Annotated in this window: 18 protein-coding genes; all 18 read right to left on the reverse strand. The window is 44.0% G+C overall.

Features of this window, described 5'->3' with window-relative positions:
* Positions 1 to 121: 121 nt before the first annotated feature.
* Positions 122 to 1,702, reverse strand: coding sequence for a phosphoglucomutase (alpha-D-glucose-1,6-bisphosphate-dependent) (gene pgm, locus KO116_RS14480; protein WP_035566772.1), 1,581 nt, complete (start codon positions 1,700 to 1,702; stop codon positions 122 to 124).
* A gap of 47 nt (positions 1,703 to 1,749) precedes the next feature.
* Entirely contained in the window at positions 1,750 to 2,745 is a 996-nt protein-coding gene (gene galE / locus KO116_RS14485; protein ID WP_035566775.1) for a UDP-glucose 4-epimerase GalE, read from the reverse strand.
* Positions 2,746 to 2,792: 47 nt separating this feature from the next.
* The gene (locus tag KO116_RS14490; protein ID WP_035566779.1) at positions 2,793 to 4,934 is read right to left on the reverse strand and encodes a beta-1,6-N-acetylglucosaminyltransferase; all 2,142 of its coding nucleotides are present in this window, start codon (positions 4,932 to 4,934) and stop codon (positions 2,793 to 2,795) included.
* Between the two features lie 2 nt (positions 4,935 to 4,936).
* Positions 4,937 to 5,944 carry a glycosyltransferase family 2 protein gene (locus KO116_RS14495; RefSeq protein ID WP_082072599.1) on the reverse strand — a complete coding sequence of 336 codons (1,008 nt, stop codon included), beginning with the start codon at positions 5,942 to 5,944 and terminating at the stop codon, positions 4,937 to 4,939.
* Between the two features lie 24 nt (positions 5,945 to 5,968).
* Positions 5,969 to 7,093: a polysaccharide pyruvyl transferase family protein gene (locus KO116_RS14500; protein ID WP_035566781.1), complete on the reverse strand. Its 1,125-nt coding sequence runs from the start codon at positions 7,091 to 7,093 to the stop codon at positions 5,969 to 5,971.
* A gap of 25 nt (positions 7,094 to 7,118) precedes the next feature.
* Positions 7,119 to 7,973, reverse strand: coding sequence for a sulfotransferase (locus tag KO116_RS14505; RefSeq protein ID WP_082072600.1), 855 nt, complete (start codon positions 7,971 to 7,973; stop codon positions 7,119 to 7,121).
* A 23-nt stretch (positions 7,974 to 7,996) separates the two neighbouring features.
* Positions 7,997 to 9,004 (reverse strand): hypothetical protein, encoded by a 1,008-nt coding sequence (locus tag KO116_RS24150; RefSeq protein ID WP_052703771.1) that lies wholly within the window; start codon positions 9,002 to 9,004, stop codon positions 7,997 to 7,999.
* The gene (locus tag KO116_RS14515; RefSeq protein WP_052703772.1) at positions 9,001 to 9,804 is read right to left on the reverse strand and encodes a beta-1,6-N-acetylglucosaminyltransferase; all 804 of its coding nucleotides are present in this window, start codon (positions 9,802 to 9,804) and stop codon (positions 9,001 to 9,003) included. Before KO116_RS14515 ends, KO116_RS24150 begins: the two co-directional genes overlap by 4 nt.
* Complete coding sequence (locus KO116_RS24155) at positions 9,797 to 10,756, reverse strand: glycosyltransferase (RefSeq protein ID WP_052703773.1); 960 nt, start codon at positions 10,754 to 10,756, stop codon at positions 9,797 to 9,799. The genes KO116_RS14515 and KO116_RS24155 overlap by 8 nt, the downstream gene beginning before the upstream one ends.
* 213 nt (positions 10,757 to 10,969) lie before the next feature.
* The gene (locus KO116_RS14525) at positions 10,970 to 12,073 is read right to left on the reverse strand and encodes a glycosyltransferase family protein (protein ID WP_235272398.1); all 1,104 of its coding nucleotides are present in this window, start codon (positions 12,071 to 12,073) and stop codon (positions 10,970 to 10,972) included.
* Positions 12,074 to 12,181: 108 nt separating this feature from the next.
* A complete protein-coding gene (locus KO116_RS14530) occupies positions 12,182 to 14,275 on the reverse strand; it encodes a glycosyltransferase family 2 protein (protein WP_200897101.1) in 2,094 nt (697 codons plus the stop codon).
* A 252-nt stretch (positions 14,276 to 14,527) separates the two neighbouring features.
* Complete coding sequence (locus tag KO116_RS14535) at positions 14,528 to 15,472, reverse strand: sulfotransferase family 2 domain-containing protein (protein WP_035566790.1); 945 nt, start codon at positions 15,470 to 15,472, stop codon at positions 14,528 to 14,530.
* A gap of 400 nt (positions 15,473 to 15,872) precedes the next feature.
* A complete protein-coding gene (locus KO116_RS14540; protein ID WP_035566793.1) occupies positions 15,873 to 16,202 on the reverse strand; it encodes a hypothetical protein in 330 nt (109 codons plus the stop codon).
* Positions 16,203 to 16,207: 5 nt separating this feature from the next.
* Positions 16,208 to 16,579, reverse strand: coding sequence for a hypothetical protein (locus tag KO116_RS14545; protein WP_144408593.1), 372 nt, complete (start codon positions 16,577 to 16,579; stop codon positions 16,208 to 16,210).
* 340 nt (positions 16,580 to 16,919) lie between these two features.
* Positions 16,920 to 18,164: a hypothetical protein gene (locus tag KO116_RS14550; RefSeq protein WP_144408594.1), complete on the reverse strand. Its 1,245-nt coding sequence runs from the start codon at positions 18,162 to 18,164 to the stop codon at positions 16,920 to 16,922.
* Positions 18,165 to 18,250: 86 nt separating this feature from the next.
* Positions 18,251 to 19,519 (reverse strand): hypothetical protein, encoded by a 1,269-nt coding sequence (locus KO116_RS14555; protein WP_144408595.1) that lies wholly within the window; start codon positions 19,517 to 19,519, stop codon positions 18,251 to 18,253.
* 2 nt (positions 19,520 to 19,521) lie between these two features.
* A complete protein-coding gene (locus KO116_RS14560; protein WP_035566805.1) occupies positions 19,522 to 20,796 on the reverse strand; it encodes a hypothetical protein in 1,275 nt (424 codons plus the stop codon).
* Positions 20,789 to 21,811 carry a hypothetical protein gene (locus tag KO116_RS14565; protein WP_144408596.1) on the reverse strand — a complete coding sequence of 341 codons (1,023 nt, stop codon included), beginning with the start codon at positions 21,809 to 21,811 and terminating at the stop codon, positions 20,789 to 20,791. The genes KO116_RS14560 and KO116_RS14565 overlap by 8 nt, the downstream gene beginning before the upstream one ends.
* Positions 21,812 to 21,813: the final 2 nt, after the last annotated feature.

Raw genomic sequence — 21,813 nt, forward strand, 5'->3', positions numbered from 1 at the left:
AAGCGATGAGCCATTTCCACCCTCTCAACATTTAATCTTATGTTTTACAACGTGATGACAAAAAAGGCAGAAGCCCAAATAAATTTTAAGCTCCTGCCATAATCGAAGACTAATAAGACTTTTATCCTCTCAAAACACCGGAAAGTAGCCGGGCAGCACTTTCAATCAGCTCATCTAAATGCTGAGGGCCTTTGAAGCTTTCCGCATATATTTTATAAAGCGATTCGGTACCGCTAGGCCGGGCGGCAAACCAACCATTATCGGTCGTTACTTTAAGACCACCAATGGAGGCATCATTGCCAGGCGCTTTTACCAACACCGCCGTAATAGGATCACCCGCTAGCATCGTCTCTGTGACACTTTCAGCACTTAACTGCTTGAACGCTGCTTTTTCCTCAGGCGTACAAGCAGTATCTACTCGCTTATAGAAAGGCTCGCCGAAACGCTCAGTCAGCGAACGGTAATACTCACTAGGCGTTTTCCCCGTTACCGCAGTGATCTCTGCCGCTAACAAGCACAACGCGATACCATCTTTGTCTGTCGACCAAGGTTTACCATCACGAGTAAGCAAGCTAGCCCCTGCGCTCTCCTCCCCACCAAACGCTAACCACCCTTCGTGCAGCCCATCAACAAACCACTTAAAGCCCACGGGTACCTCATAAAGTTCCCGCCCATGAGAGGCGACCACTCGGTCAATCATTGAAGAAGAGACTAATGTTTTACCTACTTTTAGCGACTCCGCCCATTCAGGTCGATGCCCCATCAGGTAATCCACACACACCGCCAAAAAATGGTTAGGGTTCATCAAACCATTAGCATCAACAATGCCATGCCGATCAGCATCAGGATCATTACCAAAGGCGATATCGAAACGGTCTTTAATTTCGAGCAGGTTGGCCATTGCCGCCGCGCTAGAGCAATCCATTCGAATTTTACCGTCATGATCTGGCGGCATAAATGCAAAATTGACGTCCAAAGTGGTATTAACCACTTCTAAGTTCAGACCATAATGTTCGGCGATCGCCTGCCAAACAGGCAAAGCAGTCCCCCCCATAGGATCCACACCCAGAGTCAGGTTAGCTTTTTTAATCGCAGTTATATCGACGACAGACCCTAATTGAGCGACATAATGTGAGGTAAAGTCATACTCCTGTGCGTAGTCGAGCATATTTTCAACGGGCACAGGGGAGATATCGCTTAACCGGCGCAATAGATAGGCATTCGCACGTTGTTCAATCCATTCCGTCGCGCCTGTATCAGCAGGGCCGCCATGGTGAGGATTATATTTAATCCCGCCATCTTCTGGCGGGTTATGGGAAGGCGTGATGATCAAACCGTCTGACAAGGAGGCGCCTAGCATAGCGTTATGCTGCAAAATCGCTCGGCTCACTAACGGAGTAGCGGTATAGCCATGATTTTTTTCAATCATTACAGGCACTTTATTCGCAGCTAACACCTGTAATGCGCACTGCCACGCGGGTCTGGAAAGCGCATGCGTATCAAAGGCCAAAAAAAGGGGCCCCTGATAATCCACTTCTCGGCGATAGTCGACCACAGCTTGAGTAATGGCGATAATATGTCCCGCATTAAACGTTCGCTCTGTCGCACGCCCTCGATGACCAGACGTACCGAACGCGACGCGTTCCTTTATAACGCTTACATCCGGCTGCTCACTAAAAAATGCCTCAACTATATCGCTCATCACACCCGCCCTTTTCGCTTAAAGATATTGTCAAAACTATCGCTTTCCTAGTCTAATTTAGCCAATTTTTTCTCCCATGCCCATGCATGTTGGATAATAGTGTCCAACGCCGAGAAGTTGGGATACCAACCAAGTACCTTTCGCACAAGGGCTGAATCTGCGACCAGTGTTGCCGGGTCTCCTGAGCGCCGCTCCCCCTCAAGCACCACGATATCCCGGCCATCGTCTGCCACCACACGCCTAACCGCATCGATTACCTGCTGCACAGAAAATCCCGCTCCATTGCCCAAATTATAAGCATTCGCCCCTATAATCTGTTTATTCAACAGTGCCTTTAAGGCAAGAGCATGAGCAGAGCATAAATCTTCAATATGGATATAATCGCGGACACAGGTACCATCCTCTGTCGCATAATCACGGCCAAAAACGGTAACAGCCTCACGCCGACCTGAAGCCGCTTGTAGAATAATAGGAATTAAATGTGTTTCAGGATCATGACATTCACCAATCTCACCACCTGGGTCCCCACCACAAGCATTGAAATAGCGTAACGACACGGAATTAAGTCCGTAGGCAGCGGCATAGTCGCTTAAGATGCGTTCAACCATCAGCTTAGACATACCATATGGATTAATCGGCTGCTGTGGATGAGCTTCATCAATCGGCAGATAATGAGGCTCACCAAAAGTAGCCGCTGTCGACGAAAAAATGAACTGCTTCACATCGTGTCGCACCATGACATCAAGCAAATTTAGCGTATTAGCCACATTATTGCGATAATATTTACTTGGGTGCTGCACAGACTCTCCCACCAAACTGCAGGCAGCAAAATGCATGACACCATCAAACTCATATTGATTAAATAAATTTTCCAGCAAGACAATATCGGCTAAATCACCGACCACCAACTCGCCGTAACACGCCAATTCACGGAAACCACTGGTTAAGTTATCCAGTACAACAACATTATGCCCCTCTAAGCTAAGTTGCTTCACCATATGTGAACCAATATAGCCAGCGCCTCCAACAATTAATAAATTCACGATTCACCTATTAATTTCAGTATAAAAAATAAAACATCTAATAAATATTAAGAAGCAGAGAACTTAATCGACTCACCAGCTAACGGAGCATTAACTTTTAAGGGTGAAAATTGTAAGAAGCTATACAGTTCCTCCTCAATCCAACGCTGCTCAAAGGGAGGGACTGCCGCATAACTGCAGCGCCTATCACGCATTAACACATCCAAGCGCCGGAACGCATGGCCACTAGCGGCCCGTTGATAAACCTGCTGGGCACCACGGAGGGTAAACGTCAGCTGACTGGCACTTTTATCCTGTACTTTTTCATCCTCTAAAGCCACCACCATTAGATTCCGTTTCCAACGCAAGGTATCAAGGTAGCCAATGGAAGAAACATTTAAAGCGAATGCCAACACGCCTTGATTCACTTTAGCATTCAAGTGGGATAAATCAGCAAGGTAATAGTGCCAATCTAAAGAGTTATCGTCTTGGGAGGCAACTGAGAATGGGTCATGGTAAAGCTCTGAACCAAGCTTATCCTTTAAAAATGCTTGAACGCCCTCTAAGGCATGTTCTTCATCATAGACAAACACCACTATTTTTGAGTAAATAGACTTTAAAAAATCCCAATGATTATGCTCAGCTGAAAGCAACGCTGGCCAACGGACTTTGGCTTGATAAAAGCGCAGAAAGCTATTGAAGGAACGAGAAGTCGTGTATTTACCATCAAGGGAAGCAACCAGCTCTCCCACTAATGGTAGTGACAAACGACTCAATTCACAGTTTCTATTTTGCAAAAGATGAAGAACTTTACTTTTTAAATAAAGATCTTCCATAAGCGCTTTATTAATTGGTGCAACACGACTTCGGTCTATCATTATTACATGACAGTCACTGTTCCAGCGCAGTATTTCCAAATACCTTAAAGCATTATCGCCAAGGGAAAAAATAATTGTTTTACCAGGATTCTGAAAAGCAATATCCCCTAACTGCTGGTGCCACTGATGCTGCATTAACGTTACCGCATCGGGCTCAGCTATCAAACCATGCCGATGACTATAACCAGCACCGACCTCCGTATTATCAAATAAGTCTCCATATACCACGGTGTGCTGGAGTTTATTTAATTCTAGCAAAGCTTGGTATTTGGTTTCGGGCTCAGATCCGATTAATATCAACATCGGGTTAGGAATAGATTTTACATAGTCATAGGGGTTTTCATAGCTAGAATCAAGACTATGCCAACGATGCTGCTCTATCCCCCTCAACATTGCAGAGCGCTCTTCCAAGTAGAGACGTTCGGCTTCAGCACCTTCAAGCAAATTAGCGAACTCACTAATGTCAAGTGGCGCAATCCTAGCTAAGCGATCACGAAGCTGGTGAGCGCGATAACTGACCTTACGAACGAAAAAGCGATTTTCGCCTAATAACTCGGGATAGTCATCATCATAATAAACCCTTGGAATCCCCCAGTTATTAAACTTATAGCGAGTGATTAATTCATCACTAATTTGCTCATTGGGTATGAGATTAGCCACCATGGTTTGAAAAAAAAGCTCATCGGGCACCCAAGTGCGCCGATAAAATTTCTTCAATGCCGGATGACTGCGATAAAGATCAAGAATGCTAAATACAGTACTTCGCCGTAAGCACCACCACTGCGATCCCATATGAGCCGTATGATTCAGCGGTATCGCACGCTTTATTTTCAGCTTGCGCTGTAACTTAAGCGACCAATCAAACCAAAATGTTTGGTAACGCCAGTTAAAAAAATGGTACTTCGACCAACGCTGTTTCTGAAGCCCTGCGGTCACCCATTTATTTTTTTCCGCATTGACAGCTTCAATGTGATCCTGGCCACTTTCCGCTAAATAGTGTTCAAGTAACTGTATCGGTTTAACCGGCATACACGAGCCAGAAATCAGCATAAAATAATCGCTGTCCACATCGTGCTGTTGAATGGCAGCCATACAATTAAGGGTAGCCTGCACAATAGACCACTCACCCCACACCACTTTTACACGCTCAGCAAAATAAATATTGCCGGGCAGTTGATCGTAGCCCCAATCTGCCACAGCAGCAGATAAATCGCCCCCACTAGAGGCATCATGGTGCACAAACACGTTACTACCAGCGCTAAGTAGCGACCCTAATAAATCTTTAAGCTGTTCTGGCTTCTCGTGTGCGAGCAAAACGAATGACACTTTCACTATTACCAACCTCCTAAATTTATTAGCCCGCGTTTAGCCAGATCTTTCCATCCTTTAAAAGGTACCGATACATTCTGATCATAGAGTATATCTTTCTGATCAATCACAGCGCCATACTGCTTATACTCAGCAGAATCGTTATAATGCTGCTTAGCAATCATTTCCTGCTTTACTTTATCATTTAACTGACTAATAAATTTAAAATGCAGCAGCGCCCCCGTTACCATACGTTCATCTATGCAGCGATTTAAGCGACGTGGCAACATCATGTGCATAGAGGAAATATAAACATAGTTCCATTTCCATTTAACAAGAGGTACTTTATTCAATGCTGGCGAACTAGCTGGTTGTTGTTTAGAAAACACTCGACGCCTAACGCCACCCTGCACATACAAATTTCGATAATTTCCATTGTACTGTTTTGAATAGCCATAACCATCGAAATAAGGGCAGGCGTTTAGTGGGTCTGTCCCTTCTTCATAGAAAGTATCAGCAACAGCTTTATCGCTGTACATGTCAAGCATGATAGTAAAAAATGAGTCCTGTTTTATAGCCTCCAAATACTGAGTAAGATCTCGCAGATCGCGCGTTTCCATATGCGGATAAACAAAAAATTCATCAGGATCACAAGTAAAGCACCAGTGCCCACGGCCATAACGGAAAAGCAAATTATTAAGCCAGTGCATTCCAAAATTGGAGTCTTTATAGCTGCCCTCAGTATAATAGTGGGTAACATCCGGCTGTTCAGCCAATAGCGCAGCGGTATTGTCAGTAGAACCATTATCGGCAATAAAAAAATGATCAACGCCAAGACGACGGTAATAATCTAAAAAGAAGACAAGCCGGTGCCCTTCATTTTTCATTGTTGAGAATAGAAGAATACTTTTTGTGGAATAACTAGCACTCCCTTTTTTAACTCGTGTCAGACTTTTTCCGCAGGAATAGGCTGCACGAGCATAGGGGTAAATTTCACTTAACCAACTCCATTGCTTTTTAAAAATCTTAAACATGATCGCCCCGACAGTTACTAAAATTTATGGCAAATAAAGTGATTGGCAGAAACCTAATTTCTGCTCATGCAAGCATACGTCTTGCTGAGCAATATATGCTTCCTTTTCAGTCACAACAGGGGGCGAAAACTGAGCAAAATCAGTAAACTTCATGTCAGATCCACGGTCAACAATCGACTGATGCTTCACGTTATAATACTTGCTATCTTTTGAGTAGATACCATTAACACCCGCTCTAGCCAGTATAAAGTGCACATGGAAGCGAGCACATATAGCGAAATCATCAGGACCGACGTTAATTTTTTTATAGAGCGAATCTTTAATTACTAGCTTTTGGGCGGCTGGAATTTTCTTTTTAACAATGTCAAAAACCTCATTATCCTGCCAAGGGTAGCTTTCGAAAAACAAAACCTCATCAAACGTAGCAGAAAATGCCTGCAAATTATCCCAATACTCTGAAGTAACTTTATTCAAATTATACGCAAGAAAAGAAAGATAGAGCCTCTTTTTTGAATTATCCTTTTTGACAATATCGGTAATGGCATACAAATAGCAATCATCCAAACCATTAACAAAATGACCGTTAGTAAATTTACTCTTAAGCCATCTAAAATTGTCAACATCGCGTAGTTCGAAAGCATGATAATGTGCAAAGATGTTATTTAGCAGCTCTAGCTGTTCTTTCTTTGGCTCTGGTGCAGGGCCAAAACCGATCCCTGTAGCGACTATTTTTTTTCCGTATTTTTCTTTTAAAGAAGCAAGAAAGCCGATGTAAAAGCCCTTCTCAGGATCATAATTATTCAAATACCCCCCACCGTGAAGGTGAACTATGTCAGCTTCAAAAAACGGTTTAAGATCAAATTGGTGATACTTCTCGACGCCACCATTATCGATAAAATGGTAGCCCCGAAGCACCTGTTCCCAAAAACCTATTTCAGAGAAGCTTTTGGCCACTTTAACCAAGTCATCTTTAAATTTAATATTTCTTGTTTCACCGTGTAGTTTCTTTTCTTTATCCGCTATATTTTCATATAACGTAACCGTTGACCCAGGCAGTTGCTCTTTGAAAAAGTCTATCCAACCTTTAACAATCAACTCGTCACCGTAATTGGGCGCACCGGCACCACCAATAAGAACAACTTTACTCATACGTAAACCTTATATATTTTCTCAATTAAGTATTGCTTGAAAAATCTTTACCAAACCTTTTTTCAAGATAATCATACTGTGTCATCATTATGTCACTTAAGTGACTGGCAACTTCCTTTGGCATTTTCAGCCCACTACCTTTATGTACTTGCTTATCAGCTTCAGTAAAACATTCAACATCTGAAACACCGATGAACTTTGCGACTTTTTTCAGCAGGCCATTTGGATCAGTACTAATTTCCTGAAAAGGCACATACAAGACTTTATCTTTTAGTTCATCCCATTTTGGAATATAGCTTTCATAATCTGCCCTATCAACAATAGAATAATGTTTAATATTATGGTGAAATAAATCTATATCTACGATCTTATTTTTTTTAGCCACCGCTTTGTTGAAGTCGCCGTTTCTCACCATATTCATTTTCAGCTGCGACCAAGCTCTCTTCACAGGATCTCGGATTATGTAAATAAAAACAGGATCATTACATAATCGTCTCATATGAGCGATTGCCTGTTCATCTAACGTTGAATATTCCGGTGTGATTTCACCTGTAACAGTACCCGGCGGCGCTACAGAAAAGATATTCGCATACCACTCATCGGTAAATTTTTTGCTATCGGTCATAATGCTGGCGAGATACCTCACTCTTTGCCAATCAATAGCAGATTTATCGCTAGTAATTTTTAAAAGCTCACGCCGCATCGTGGATTTTAAATGCCATCCAATCCATTGTCGAAACTCAGGTCTATGAACATAATCAAAATAATGAATTTCTTTCATTGGCGGCATCCATATTTCAGGATGATAGCGAAGTTGCTGATCCAACCATGTCGTGCCAGCTTTTTGTGCACCAATACAAATAAAACTAGGCGTGCTCATACAGATAAACCCTATGCAAATAATTATGTTTTACAGCGAACTTCATAATCTCTAATTTTTTTACTAATATACTGACCATGGGGTCGCAAATCTTTCGCTAATTTCATCACCTGTAAACTTATATCAATATCAACATCTTCAAGTGAAATCGCATAATCCCTAACTTTATTCACGGCTCCCCTTGGGACAGTTTCTACTGAACCTAGTTTCAATTTCAAAATTTGCTGATGTAAGTTTATTATTTTATTTCTTCTAGGCGTTAAATACTTATTTTCCTGACTTTTAAGCCATGAATAATATTGCGGATACTGCCTTCTTTTTCTCGCTTTTTTATAAAAGTCTTCTTTTAAAGATAAATTAAAATAAAAGCTTTCGAAAAGCCACCTTAGAATGCCTAGCTTAGCCAAATGCACAGGCATAAAGTGGCCCACACCTGGAAGCTTTAACTCTTGCAAACCCTTAAGCCGTTTTGCATGAAGTTTATCTAGTTCAAATAAAGGATCATACACAATGTAACCATTCATCTGGCAACTTGCGCGATCACTATAATTAAACTTCCAGTCTAACCTGCTACTATGAACTTTAAATCTAGTTTCAAAATCAACCAAATCTTTATCAAGTGTAGTGATCGGGTTCATTACTAAAACACGATCTAAATTCAATATTTCGTAATAGGCTAAAATCCCGAACCCACCCATACTGCCGCCGTACCCTAACCGCTCGGGAAATGAATTAAGCAATTTCTTCAGCTTACCAAGTAGGTCAGCAAGCTCGCTATCAAGATACCAAGACGCTTTATCGATGCAACAAAAAGAAATAACATTTATTTCTTTTTTAGCAACAAAACCATGCCCCCAAATATCATGCAATGCGTTAATATTTTCACTCTCTACATACTTTCCCATCATAGAAAAAGTAATCACAACGGGTTTATTGATATCAAAAAAAGAATACCGGCAATATGTCTTATTCGTCGAAAAATAGCCCTCCAAGAACCCATCTTGCCACTGCAAAGCATCCTTTAATGTCATGTAACTTTCCTTGCGAAATAGTACTGTTTGCCAAGATGGCAAACTTCCCTATGACTCATAATGTCAGGCGTACCCTGCAAATTAAAAGAATAATACGTTAGCTCATGAGCTATTTTTAGATGAGACTGCCGACAAAGCGAGTTAAAAAAACATTCATCAGGTATCCATACCCATTTAAAGAAAGAGCGATAGATGGGCTCTTGCTCCAGTACATACGCTACAGCTTCCTGTGTTAGGCACCACCACTGGCTGCCAAAACGGATAGTTAGGTCTTGAGGCACTTTTCGCTTCAGCCCCAGCCATTTTTGCACTTTATATGTCCAACGATGTAGACGTGGGTAATTCCGCTTATTGAGAAAGTGGCGATACAAGTAGCGATCCTCTCGGATCCCCCCTTTTATCCAGCGGCTATCTTCGCATTCAATAAAATTCGTACCCTTATTTGCTACCAAATAGCTTTTCAGGGCACTGAGCGACTGCGTGGGGTAACAGTACTCACTCATCAGGTAATAATAATCGGTTTTACCGGTTGACTGGGCATGGCGGAGCATTCGCAACGTGGCATCTACCAGGCTCCATTGCCCCCAACCACAGTACGCCCGCTGCGGTAAAACATAGCAGCGCGCTTGCGAATGGTACCGTTCACATAGCCACTGATAGGGCGCCTCACCCGATTTTTTATCAAAGTGAATAATCACCCGCCCACTAAGATCCTGCGCCAACAGCTGATCAACCAAGCGCGCCACCCGTTCGGTGCTGTTGTGTGCTAGGACTAAATAGGTAAGCGAAACATCAACCATGAGTCGCTTCATCCAACAGAACGGCGGGCGAAATAGTAGGAGGCCGGCGTTCAACAGGTAATTGATTGGTCATCACCTGCTGTAAGCGTTTAAAGTTTTGCTTATGACGATAGTAACCAAACCCTTTACGCTTGGGGTGCCATAGGTGTACTAGCGTACATCCTGCTTGGCGGCACTGCTCGCCATATAACGCGAAGTAGGCACGAAAACCACGGTACTCTGTGACAGTACCGCTGCCCATATTGCGCTCATATTCTGGTGGCTTTTCAGCGATGGGAAAGCGGCATGCTAGCCGGTGAAGTAGCTCGAAATCTTCTGCGCCGTGGCCTTTGAACCCCTCATCGTGGCCACCGATACTCAGCAAGTCTTTGCGGTTCATGACAATGCATGAACTGCCCTGAACCAGGAACTGCAAACTTTCCAAAGGTAACTGACGCCGATCACGGAAACACCACGCTTCCTGATGGCGTTTAAATGCCTGCATAAAATGCACCGTTGCAGCTTCCGTAAGAAAGGCCACGGGTACACAAAAAAAGTTTTCAGGCTTAGCGGCCAACTGCTGCGTTTTAATATGCCGCAGAAGACGTTGATAGACAGAAGGTGCCGCCAGAAAATCCACATCATGAAACAACACGACGGGCGCTGCCGCTGCCCGTGCCCCCGCATTGCGTGCGCGGGCAAGCGAAAAGCGGCGAAAGCGGGTAGCAAGGGAAACAAGCTTAAAGCGGCGAGTATGGCCACCCGAATGGTGCTGCCACTCCTCGACCAAATGGGTGAGCCACTGCTTAACAGCCTGAGGGCTGCCATCATCGACGATGATCACCTCATAGCCCTCAGGCAGCGTTTCCACTAGCTGAATTAAACGCACCATTTCAGGCTGCCGAACCGCTTTAGCGCGCAGCGGTATAATAATTGCTGCATCGAAACAGCTGTTACGTTGCAACTCAACCATAAAACCCTCTGGGCCTAACTGTATTCAAATTGCACACCTGTAAACCAGTATTCACAGCAGCGTTATCACCACTGAGAACACATGTTACCCAGATTGTTCAGCCAGCACCCTAATAAACGCAACAAATACTAAGAATGCCTCGAAATTGTGCGCAGATCGCGCACATCATTGTAGGCAACTTCGAGGATAAGCTCTAGAGAAACGTGGTTATACTTAGGAACCCGTACTCGGTGAGTGAGAAATGGCGGTACTACGTGCTAGCCAGAAGGAGAGTGCATGCTGATGGTGACCGATGGCAGCGGCTTTTTTAGCCGCCGCCCTTGCCATGGCTAAGGTCGCCTCTGGGTCATCAAGCAACACCTGCATACAGTGTAGCCAGTCGGCGGGATCGTCATCCGCTAATAGGCCATCTACGCCGTGCTCTATGATTTCATCGTAAGGGTAACGATTGCTAAAAATGCCCACCCCTCCCATCGCCGCAATATCCAAAAACTTAATATAAGATTTCCCGCGGTTAAACGCAGTGGGTAGCAGCGGTGCCAAGCCTATATGTATTCGCCGCTGACGCTGATATTCATGAAAGGCTTTCCACGGCAGTGGGGCTGGCGTAACACAGCGGTGCAATAGTTTGAGCGCTTCGGGCGTGTGCTCACCCAACATCACCTCGAACATGACATCCTCTCGCTGGTCATGCAGTTGGATAATGGCGGGAGCAATTTGCGCTAAATCAGCCACGTGTGAGCGAGTACCATGAAAGCCCACTTGCCAGGGCCTGGTTTCGTTAGGCGGCTCCTTAAAATGGAGCAAAGGTGGCAGAGGGGCAAGCAACGGCGGAGGTAAAACAGAGACATGAGCATGCTTGAGTCTTAACGTTTCCGCTAACTGCTGACTGGGCGTCACAACCTCATCGGCGAGTGCGATCATCGAAGGCTGTAGCTTGGCCACACGCCTCATGCGCCGACGATAAGCGATCGGCAAGGTGGTATCATTACTGGCCGCTTCTATATTATCGTCGATTAAATAAATAATCCGCCCGATGATAGCCTTATGCTGAAACAACCAGTGTAACCAAGCGCGGGGCAGAGAACGGCATATAAGCACGTTGGCGCCTTCAAACAAGCTGGGCAACTCAGCTGAGCGCCACCAAGGGCACCAGTTTCGCCGCGTATCAATTTCTTTGACATACATCCCCTGATTTCTCAGTACCGGCGCTACCGAGCCTAAAAAATAAATATCCTCTGTTGGACGAACACGGTCCACCAGCATAATCCATCGGCCCTGCTGCGTTCCCTGCTGTTCTTGATCATATTCAATCAATACACTGGCCCTTTATTTATCCTTTTTACACTCAAGCAATATGAGCATCCCTATTCCCTATAAAAACGCTCAATAATGTCGATATCACTACCGTGACACAAAAAACGTTTAACGCAGTGAAAAATCTTCATGTATAAGCGTTAAATTAGGGTTATATGCAGGGTCGTTATCTAACTGTTCTCCCCAGGTTTTGCGCATAAAGGCCACCTCGGCGGCCGCGCGAGCACGCTTTTTAGCATTGTCATCAGCCCCGCGAGATATCGATTCATGATGATAAAGCTCCGCATAAGGTGTCCATAAATTACGGTAACCAGCTTCTCTAACCTTAAGACAAAAATCCACATCATTAAACGCCACGCTAAGATGCGTAGCATTAAACCCACCAACCTCATCAAACACAGCGCGGCGAACCAGCAAACAGGCCCCCGTCACCGCCGAAAGATTATGAGCAACATGCAACCGGGTGAAATAACCGTGAGCACTGCGCGTAAAATACTTATGGGCGTGCCCAGCGACACCTCCAATCCCCAGGATGACCCCGGCATGCTGAATAGTATCGTTCGGGTAATAGAGTTTGGCCCCCACACAGCCGATCTCAGGCCGGGACACTTGGCGCACCATTTCGGTAAGCCAGCTCTCATTAATCGGCTCAATATCATTATTGACCAAGCCGATAATCTCACCATTGGCGTGCTGCGCGCCAAAGTTGTTAATCGCCGAATAGTTAAACGCGTGCTCCCAACGCAGTACGCGCACACGGGGGTCTCGTGCCTGCACTTCTTGCATGTAAGCAAGGGTATGGGGGCAGGTGCTGCGGTTATCCAGAATCAGCAGCTCAAAATGGTGGTAATCACTTCGCGACAGAATAGCCTCAACGCACGGCTTGAGGATCTCAACCCGGTCACGCGTAGGGATCATCAAACTAACCAATGGCAGTGGCGAAGGAAGCGGCCAGCGAACCCGATAGGTATTGGCATAATCGCCTGGGATTACCTCGGCGCCGCTATGATGCGCCGCCACATAGTCGGATACCGCTTTAAGCCCCGCCTCAGTGGTATAGCTTTTAGCTGAACTCTCTTTGGCGGTAGAGCCCACCACCGAACGCCAGTGATAAAGCACCTGGGGAACATGGAGGATCTGATCAGCTTGCAAGCCGGCGCTAATGCGTAACACAAGGTCGTGGTCCTGACTGCCCTCAACCCCTTCCCGGAAACCACCCACCTCGCGCACAAGCGCCGTTTCATATACCCCCAAGTGAGAGATATAGTTTTGAGCCAATAATAAATCAGGGTTCCAGCCTGGTTTGAAATGAGGATCAAAACGATAGCCGTCCTCATCGATTTTATCCTCATCACTATATAAAAAGCGCGCGGTGGGATACTCATTGATGGCCGTCACCATGGCCAGTAACGCGTCTTGGGTCAGGCAGTCATCATGATCTAATAACGCTACATACTCGCCGTTTGCCAGCGCCAGGGCACTGTTGCTGGCCGCACAAATGTGCCCGTTGGTTTTACGGCTAACGACGTTAACGCGTCGATCTTTCTCAACATACTCCGCTAATAAAGCGGCCACACCAGGGTTTGTCGATGCATCATCCGCAATACACAGCTGCCAATGCGGGTAGTGCTGCGCTAGCACGGAATCCAAGCAGCTTTGTAAGTGCTCAAGTGAAGGGTTATAAACCGGTACCAGGATGGACACTAAGGGCGTGAACGACAATTGCGCCAACCGTTCACTCACTACTTCCGAGGTTAGCGCGGGTTGCTGATCTAGCCAATCGGCATAACTGCGTTGCGCAGAAAAACGCTCAAAAGTCGCTTCGTAGGTCTCAAGAGCAACATGACGCCAGTGACGATGGGAAGCAGCCGCTTTGCGCTTAAGCTCCCCAATCACCTTTTTGGGCGGCATATCGCGCCACTTGAAGTGCATATTGACTAACCGCTGGGCTAAACGGTCGTGGGCAAACCACGGTGTTAGCCAGGAAAAACGCAGGTGTTTAATAGCAAAGCGGCCTTCACTTTCAAGGGGGTCTAGTCGCAGGCCGCGCACTTTGGTAGACATCCAAAACAGGCGCTTGGTGACCACTCCGGTTTTTAGCGGCAGGTAAACACAGTTGTCTTCATGAAAGCCGTCACCACGGTCCACATACAGTTTTACGGCAGCACTGGGTTGGTCGTGCACCATGGCTATTTCAAGCATGTGCCAACCCGGTAACAGCGGTTTATTTAATAACTTGAATTGCGGATCAACCCCGGTCGATAGCCACTGATATTTAACATCCTTACTTAGCCGCCGTAATTGGCTGCTGGGCTTGTAACGGGGTGTACAGACAAAAAAATTCACAGAGTACTCGTCATATTAAACTGGCGCATAAGCTTCCATACATTGCGTACCATTGACTTACAAAAAGCATTAAATTTACTTACATTTGGAACGAAATTTCATAAACAATTATACGCGTTTTTGCCCAAGCACCTGCCCTGTTTCCGACGCGACGGCTTGAATTTTAGTCCCCTTAGCCGGAGGCTTAGCAAAATTGTACTGGAAACCCACGTAGCCATGCCGTGGCGGTGCCAAACTTAATTGTGCAGGCAACAGTTCCTTCGCCTCCACCGTATCAATTAGCTGGCTATCAACAACGATGTTCACCTTCACAGCAGTGTCATTATCGGCATACCATGCCCAACCGCTCAACACTTTACCGGAAAGCGGCTGCATTTTACCGTGCACGTAAGGCTTATCTGCTTTAAACAGGCTTTGCCGTTGGCTAAAAAGCTTAACAGCTTTATGGTAGAAATTGATATCATCTTGATTAAGTGAACGTATCTCTTCAAGCTGAGCCTCCGGCAGTTCATAGCCTTGATGCGTATCTTTACGGCCCATATTCATAGCAACCGAAGGTATGTTCACCCCATAGAGCTGGTTAAGCATGGCCAAACTAGCTTCGTACTCTTCTGTTAACCCTAAGAAGCCGATGCCCTCCAAAGGCACTCTTTGGAGCATTTTGGTTTGGCGGTTAATAAATTGCGGCTTACGGTAAAACGAAGCTAAATCACCCTGGTAGCCATGGTGGCGTACAAAGTGATTATATTCAGACACAAGGCGTTGCACCGGCTCACGCAGGAACGTCACTGTTTGGCTAATTCCAAACAGATGAATGTATTTCCTGGCGTGCACGTGGCCGCTTAAAAAGGCGATATTCGCCTGTTCCAACGCATGGTAGCAGCTCAGCCAATCACCCTTTTCGTAGACCCACTCAAGGATAAGCGGCGATGTCTCTTCAGAGGCAGGGGAATAGTCATAGACAACGTGCGATGCACTATAAAACTCTTCCGCAGCCTTTCGAAAACTGGTGCCAGCTGTTTTGGGGATATGAACAAAAAAAATCGGGGGCATAAACGTCCTGATTATAACCAGCCTATAAAATTATCACTACCAGTCAATTTTCAAACACTTAATTAAGAAAATATCATTTTCACAACACAGTTGGACTATCTTTATTTTCTCATCTCAGACGCTTGAAATGACACATTATTTGACAATACTCTAGCAATACATGGTGGCTAAGTGGTTTTAAAAAAAAAGAAAAGCTAACATGCTGTCAATACGAAAAAAACAAAACTCCACGAATGATTCACCAGTATGCCAAACACAACCCATAATACTTGCTAAATAGAAGCATTGTAAAAACTCACAGTTCATAAGAAAGCGAAGCTGGACAAGGACCCTTGAACCACTTCGCTTATTTAGAAAAAAACCATATAGCTAACTATCGAGAGATCACCTAGCGAATTATTTACGCTTTTGGCTTAGCTGGCTTCAAAATGATACGTTTCACTGTATTTGGGGTGCCATTTTTTTCGGTCTCAACCTGACGGATATTGATTCGCCCTAAGCCAGCCACTTGTAGGCCGCCAGCATCATGTGCGTGCACTTCTTCAGCTAACGCCCTCATAGCGGTTCTTACAATAGCTTGCATACGCCTATCAGGTAGCTTGCCGACTATATTCGGACTTATAGCGACCATACGCTCAATAAGCACTTCCGAATCTACTTTAACGATATCAGAAGCTTCAATTTTCGTTGCAGTTGCCATTTGTTTATTCCCTTTTAAGAAGTTAAACATTTGAGTCACTCCAGTAAACCTCGCTGTTTAAGCACTTTGCGCAAGGGGTGCCAGCTGCGCAGCAAACTATCCGCCACGAGCTGAGCCGACTCTTGACCTTCTTCTTGCTGCTCAAACCACAGCTGCGCTTGGGCCATTTGTTCAGCAAGCGTTAGCGCCGCCAATTCTTGCTTAAGCCAGTTGGCCCGATGATGAGTCGTTAACCACACATCGAACTCAGACAACTCGTTGCTGCTTAGATGCGCTCGCAAGTCATCACTCAACACCGGGTTTATTAGCTTGACGCTACCCACCACTTCCGCCCTACCACGCTTGATGGAAGGGTCGTAAGTCATGCGAATCAATTGCACGACATGCCGACGGACTCTAAAGTGCATTTAAACAACCTATTTATTGGAACCTCATTGACAATATATTGCCCGTAACAAACACTGTCAAACACTATTTAATATCAAAATTTGGACAAAAAACAGTCAGAAAGTTAAATGTGGCACTTATATTGCATAAGAAACTCAAAATCAGTTCAGATCACAATATTTGAAACATACATCTTACTGACTGATGTCACAAAAAAAACTCAGAAACCCAGGAACACGTCCTATTAAAATAGGATAACCAATACTGTGTAATTTTAAATTAGAATGATTTTATAGGGCTCCACATAAATAATATTCAATATACAAACCTGTTTAAACAGGTAATACCTAGAACTATTCTCTATTTATTAGACCCTCTATTAATTAAATGAAAGGCACGCTGACTTGCACCCCGTACCCCCCGAGCAGCCGATTGATGACCATTTTTTTCCAGAGCATCAGCTAGTAGGTTCAACAAGGTTACTGGCTCACTTTTTGAACTTTTAATATTAGTTAATTTTTCGGGTGTAAAGAGAGTATTCTCAGCGAGTTCTAAAGGTGAAATATCTTGAGCATGCAGTGTGCGCAGTTGATCTATAAGCTGAGCCAAGCCTGTGATATCTTTTCTCAAAGGCGCTACTTGCTCAAGCAAATGCCAAATAGCTAAGCGACTTACGTAAGCTGAGCTGAGTAAGCTTTTTTCACAGTCAATGGCCTGGTGAGTGATGCTTGGCTCTTCAAGAATAGAACTACCTAGCCTTTGCGAAATCCATTCAATATCTTGATGGTTAGCCTCAAAAACGGGGGCTAACGCTAATTCTGAAAAAAGTAATTTTTGGTTGCCTACTTCATTCAGCTTTGCAATCAAAAGATTATTATCACGATTGTACCCCTTATACCCTTTAGGCTTACCTCCAAAGCACCTAAAGGCAAAAAGTAGTGCGGTTGCTTCTAGCGAAAGCGATTCATTAGTGCGCACGATCTGCCTTGCGTCTATAGTTACACCAATGCGGCGTGCAAAATCTTGAACAACATCTCCGTTGTGCAACGAATCGCGATTAAATGCTATTAACTCAACGTTTTCTTTACCAAAAATAGCATCCATTTTTTCGAAAGATAGTTGATAATAAGGATAAACTTTTTCTAAATCAAAAACATTTTGACCACCACCTTTCATTCGCTGCTGGAAAGCAGACTGCATATAGCTAGCAGGTGGACGGACATAACCAATTATCCGTATCCGCCTACAATAAGGTGAAAGTAATTTCTTTAAATATTCAATTTCACTGTATTGATTACTAGAACTGGACAAATCCTCCGCTGAAATTAATGCTTTACTTTTCCTCACCCCCTCGAGCACTTTATGAAGCTTTTCCAGGTATGACTGCTGTAGTTCACGCACTTGCTTTTTGTTTAATCCATTTCTACGATGTGTATGGTAATTTTCTGGTTCTTTTAAGAGAACAGTCGAAAAAAAACCCGAATGATTAGCAGTACCTAATGACAGATATTCGACATTAGCCATAGAAATCTTACTAAAAGTATCTTGGATTGAGGAGGAACCTGTTTTATGCATTCCCATATGTATAATAATTTCATCAATCATTTGTATAGATATCCAAGTAACACTAAAATAAAGCAACCGAGCTGGTGTCTCAAAGCACTACGGCTCTTGGTATTCTTCCCAGCTGGTTATCGCCGTGCGACTAGCCGGTCTTTCAGTTTATACAACCCCTCGACATCTGGTCTCAAAGTTATCGCCGCTTCAATAACTTTAATTGCTTCTTCTATTCTTCCATGGCGTTCAAACGCTAACGCCAATTCGCGTAGGGCAACAACTGGTGGAAGCTTTTCATCCTCAAGTAAGGCTATCTGCTTCTCCGTAAAAAAACATTGACTGCCATAAACAGGAACGAGCCCATTAGAATTTCGACCGGCAATGGCAGTGCGAAGCTTTTCTATCCAGTGGGCAAGCTGTTGTGGAGTTGGATCTGCTTTCTCTTTTTGTTGTTTAACATAATTTTTAAGTGCATCGAACTGTTCAACCGCAATCTTCAATAGCTGAGCTTCACTGGTAATCGCCTCAGAATCCATTGAGCCTTGGTCGGTAATAGGCAAACCAAGACGCTGTTCCATCCATGCTATATCGTCACGATGCTTTTCTAACACTGGATCTATCAATGCGCCAGCAAAGCGAAGTTTTCGGGAACCAAAATCTGCCAAACTGGCCACCAAGGCATTGTTATCCCGAGCTTTACCAGGGTAGGCTGCATACTGTGGGCCTTCACGACGGTAGGCAAACAATACCGCAGTGGCTTCTAGAGAGAGTGATTCATTAACCCGCTGAATTTTCTCTGACGGTATAGGCTCTCCTAGGAGTTGGCAAAAATCGACTACTGCATCCCCACCTTCCAACTGCTCGGGAGCAAAAACGCGCAAGGTAACATTGTCACGACCAAACACACGGTCAAACTTTTCAAACTTGTTTCGATAGTGTGGATAATAAGCACTTGGCGTTAGCCGTGCCAAATCGTGATTTTTAACCAACTGTTGGAACGCAGAACCAATAAACGAAGCAGGCGGTCTTACATAACCAATTACTTTAATACAATCAAACTGAGAAGCAAAATAATCCCTTAATTTGACAAGTGCTGACTCCACCATATGCCAAATATCCTCTCCAGATATAATTTGCTGCCCCTGTGCTAAGCATATTTCATTTAATTTAACTGAAATTTGCCGATTGAAACGAGCTACTTCTTCTGGACTGCGCCCAGCTACTCTGTGCCCCCGCCACGCATACGGGTCTTCTGAAAAAAAAGAAGTTATTATCCCACCATGATTAACCACACCTAACTTTGCATATGAGAATTCACCCAATTGTTCCTGGGAAAAAAGCGTCTCCTGGATTGATGAAGTACCGGTCTTGGGCATACCTATATGCAGTATCAGTTTTGACATATTTAGTTACTCCCTTGAACCAGTTGTTGTGAAGTTTTACTATGACGAGTTTTATTAACAAGTTTAGCTGCACGCTTACTAGCGTCGCGTACACACTGAGACGTTACATGTTGACCACTTATCGCTAATGCATAAGCCAGCGTATTTAAAATTACTGCAGGCTCATTATATGAGGATGCAATTGACTCGAGTTGATTGGAATTAAATAGCGTATGCTCAGGAGACTTTAACGGTAAAATATTCTTCGCGCGCAAGATTTGCAACTGATCTATTAGTTGTGCTATCCCCTGGCTATCTTGGGTTAAGGGTACTGTTTGCTCAAACAATTGCCATATAGCCAATCGATTGGCATAGGCGACATTTAGTAAATCATTTTCGCTTTCAATTACTTGGGATGCAACAACAGGTTTATCAAGTATCGAACTCCCCAGTCGTCCAGAAATCCAATCTAAATCCTGGCGATTAGCTTCAAGAAATGATGCTACTGCAGATGCCGAAAATACCAGTTTTTGACTACCAAAATTATTCAGCATTGCTATAAATTGGCCGTTATCTCTGTTAAATTTTTTATATGGAGCCGACTTATTTAAACGCCTTAAAACATATAGCAGAGATGTCGCCTCTAGCGAGAGAGATTCATTAGTACGAACAATTTGATCAGGCGCTAAATCAACGTCAATGCGGTGTGCAAAGTCGAGTACAGCATCACCTTCGTAAAGGGAATCACTCCTAAATGGTACAAGTTCAACATTCTCTCTGCCAAAAACAGTATCTATCTTTGAAAAACGCTTATAATAATTGGGATAAACTGACGTCAAATTTAAATTAAAATTTATCCCTCCTTTTAATCGCTGCTGAAAAGCTGATTGCATATAACCAATAGGCGGGCGCACATAGCCGATAACTCGAACACGCTTGCAGTAACCTAGAAGTATCTGTTGAAAGTACTTAAGCTCACTAATACTTCCATCGGGCCGAGACAAATCTTCTGCCGAGATTAATATTTTAGGCTTATCCACATTTTCAAGAGCATAATGTAATTTTTGAGTATAGTTTTTTTTCAGCTCCTGAACTTCTTTATAACTAAGCCCATTGCTCGCATGGCTATGATAATCGTGAGGGTTATCAGAAAGGACTGTCATCAAGAAGCCAGAATGATTAGGCGAGTTAAGCGACAAATATTCGACCCCCTGCATTGGGAGTCGGCTTAATGTGTCTTGAATAGAAGACGAGCCTGTTTTAGGCATCCCCACATGCACAATGGCTTCTTCAATCATTACCAGTCACCTGGGTAGCTATTTTTTTGTTGAGGGTCTCCACTTCTACCGATAGATACTTAATCATTTGCAGTAGGGCACGATTAATCTCGTGCTGGTTGGTTGAGTAATCTTTTACCTTCGGTTCAGTAAGATCAAAAATAGGCTCATCATGTGCTTCAAAATAACTATTTAGCTGGATAATTTCTTCACTGTTTTTCTGAAGATAGTCATTAACATCCACCTCATTGGGTAGCATATTGTTATAAGCTTTTGCCTTTTGCTTATTGCCATAAATACCACTTTTACTAAGCAAAGGTTCCAGCTCGGAGGGCAATACCTGCCCCTCTGATAATGAGTTATAGTATGCAAAAAGGGCCATTGCCACTGAGGGGGGGGTCTCATTAGCCCGTAAGGGGTTAATACCGTCGGTCGCTTCCGGCAATAGAGCCGTATTAAAATGCTGGGCAATATCACCAATGGCATCAAAGTTAAAAAATTTTATGCTGTTACCTATTGATTCCCAACTCTTAATTTTGGGTATGACGCTATAGCCCATTCCGCCCGACCAATTCCTAAACGGTTTTAAAGGTCCAGCATAGCTTTTGTGCTTAATCCCCCACTGCAAATACGCAGAAGTAACCCATGAGTCTGGTCGACGAATATAACCCACGATTTCAATATCAAAAATTTCACTTGCCGCTTCAACGGCGGACTGTACTAGGCTAGCACCATCGAACAATGCCTCATTGGACCAAACTAAGGTATGTATCTCAGAGGGCAGCTTTTTGTCAGTTTCTACGAATACACTTAGTAACTGTTCATTGGCTTGCTTCGTATCAAGCCCTAAAAAAGCCCCCCATCCCGAGTCAACCTGCCAAGAAAATGGATTTTCGCTGGGCGCATGTTCAAGCATCAATCCAAGATAACAGACTCCCCTACTATTTAAAGTATTTTGAGCTCTTCGTAGTGTACTTTGAATAGAAGAGCTACCAGTTTTCCCCATTCCAATATGAATAATTAATTTTCTTTTCATAA

Source organism: Halomonas sp. KO116 (genome assembly GCF_000734975.2).
Lineage (GTDB): Bacteria > Pseudomonadota > Gammaproteobacteria > Pseudomonadales > Halomonadaceae > Vreelandella > Vreelandella glaciei.

Coding starts and splice junctions, on each gene's coding strand:
- KO116_RS14505 (WP_082072600.1), bottom strand. CDS start 7,973: ATGAGCACGCCTAGTTTTATTTGTATTGGTGCACAAAAAGCTGGCACG.
- pgm (WP_035566772.1), bottom strand. CDS start 1,702: ATGAGCGATATAGTTGAGGCATTTTTTAGTGAGCAGCCGGATGTAAGC.
- KO116_RS24150 (WP_052703771.1), bottom strand. CDS start 9,004: ATGACATTAAAGGATGCTTTGCAGTGGCAAGATGGGTTCTTGGAGGGC.
- KO116_RS14495 (WP_082072599.1), bottom strand. CDS start 5,944: ATGTTTAAGATTTTTAAAAAGCAATGGAGTTGGTTAAGTGAAATTTAC.
- KO116_RS14550 (WP_144408594.1), bottom strand. CDS start 18,164: ATGATTGATGAAATTATTATACATATGGGAATGCATAAAACAGGTTCC.
- KO116_RS14540 (WP_035566793.1), bottom strand. CDS start 16,202: ATGTTTAACTTCTTAAAAGGGAATAAACAAATGGCAACTGCAACGAAA.
- KO116_RS24155 (WP_052703773.1), bottom strand. CDS start 10,756: ATGGTTGAGTTGCAACGTAACAGCTGTTTCGATGCAGCAATTATTATA.
- KO116_RS14565 (WP_144408596.1), bottom strand. CDS start 21,811: ATGAAAAGAAAATTAATTATTCATATTGGAATGGGGAAAACTGGTAGC.
- KO116_RS14515 (WP_052703772.1), bottom strand. CDS start 9,804: ATGGTTGATGTTTCGCTTACCTATTTAGTCCTAGCACACAACAGCACC.
- KO116_RS14555 (WP_144408595.1), bottom strand. CDS start 19,519: ATGTCAAAACTGATACTGCATATAGGTATGCCCAAGACCGGTACTTCA.
- KO116_RS14535 (WP_035566790.1), bottom strand. CDS start 15,472: ATGCCCCCGATTTTTTTTGTTCATATCCCCAAAACAGCTGGCACCAGT.
- KO116_RS14500 (WP_035566781.1), bottom strand. CDS start 7,093: ATGAGTAAAGTTGTTCTTATTGGTGGTGCCGGTGCGCCCAATTACGGT.
- KO116_RS14560 (WP_035566805.1), bottom strand. CDS start 20,796: ATGATTGAAGAAGCCATTGTGCATGTGGGGATGCCTAAAACAGGCTCG.
- KO116_RS14530 (WP_200897101.1), bottom strand. CDS start 14,275: ATGCTTGAAATAGCCATGGTGCACGACCAACCCAGTGCTGCCGTAAAA.
- KO116_RS14545 (WP_144408593.1), bottom strand. CDS start 16,579: ATGCACTTTAGAGTCCGTCGGCATGTCGTGCAATTGATTCGCATGACT.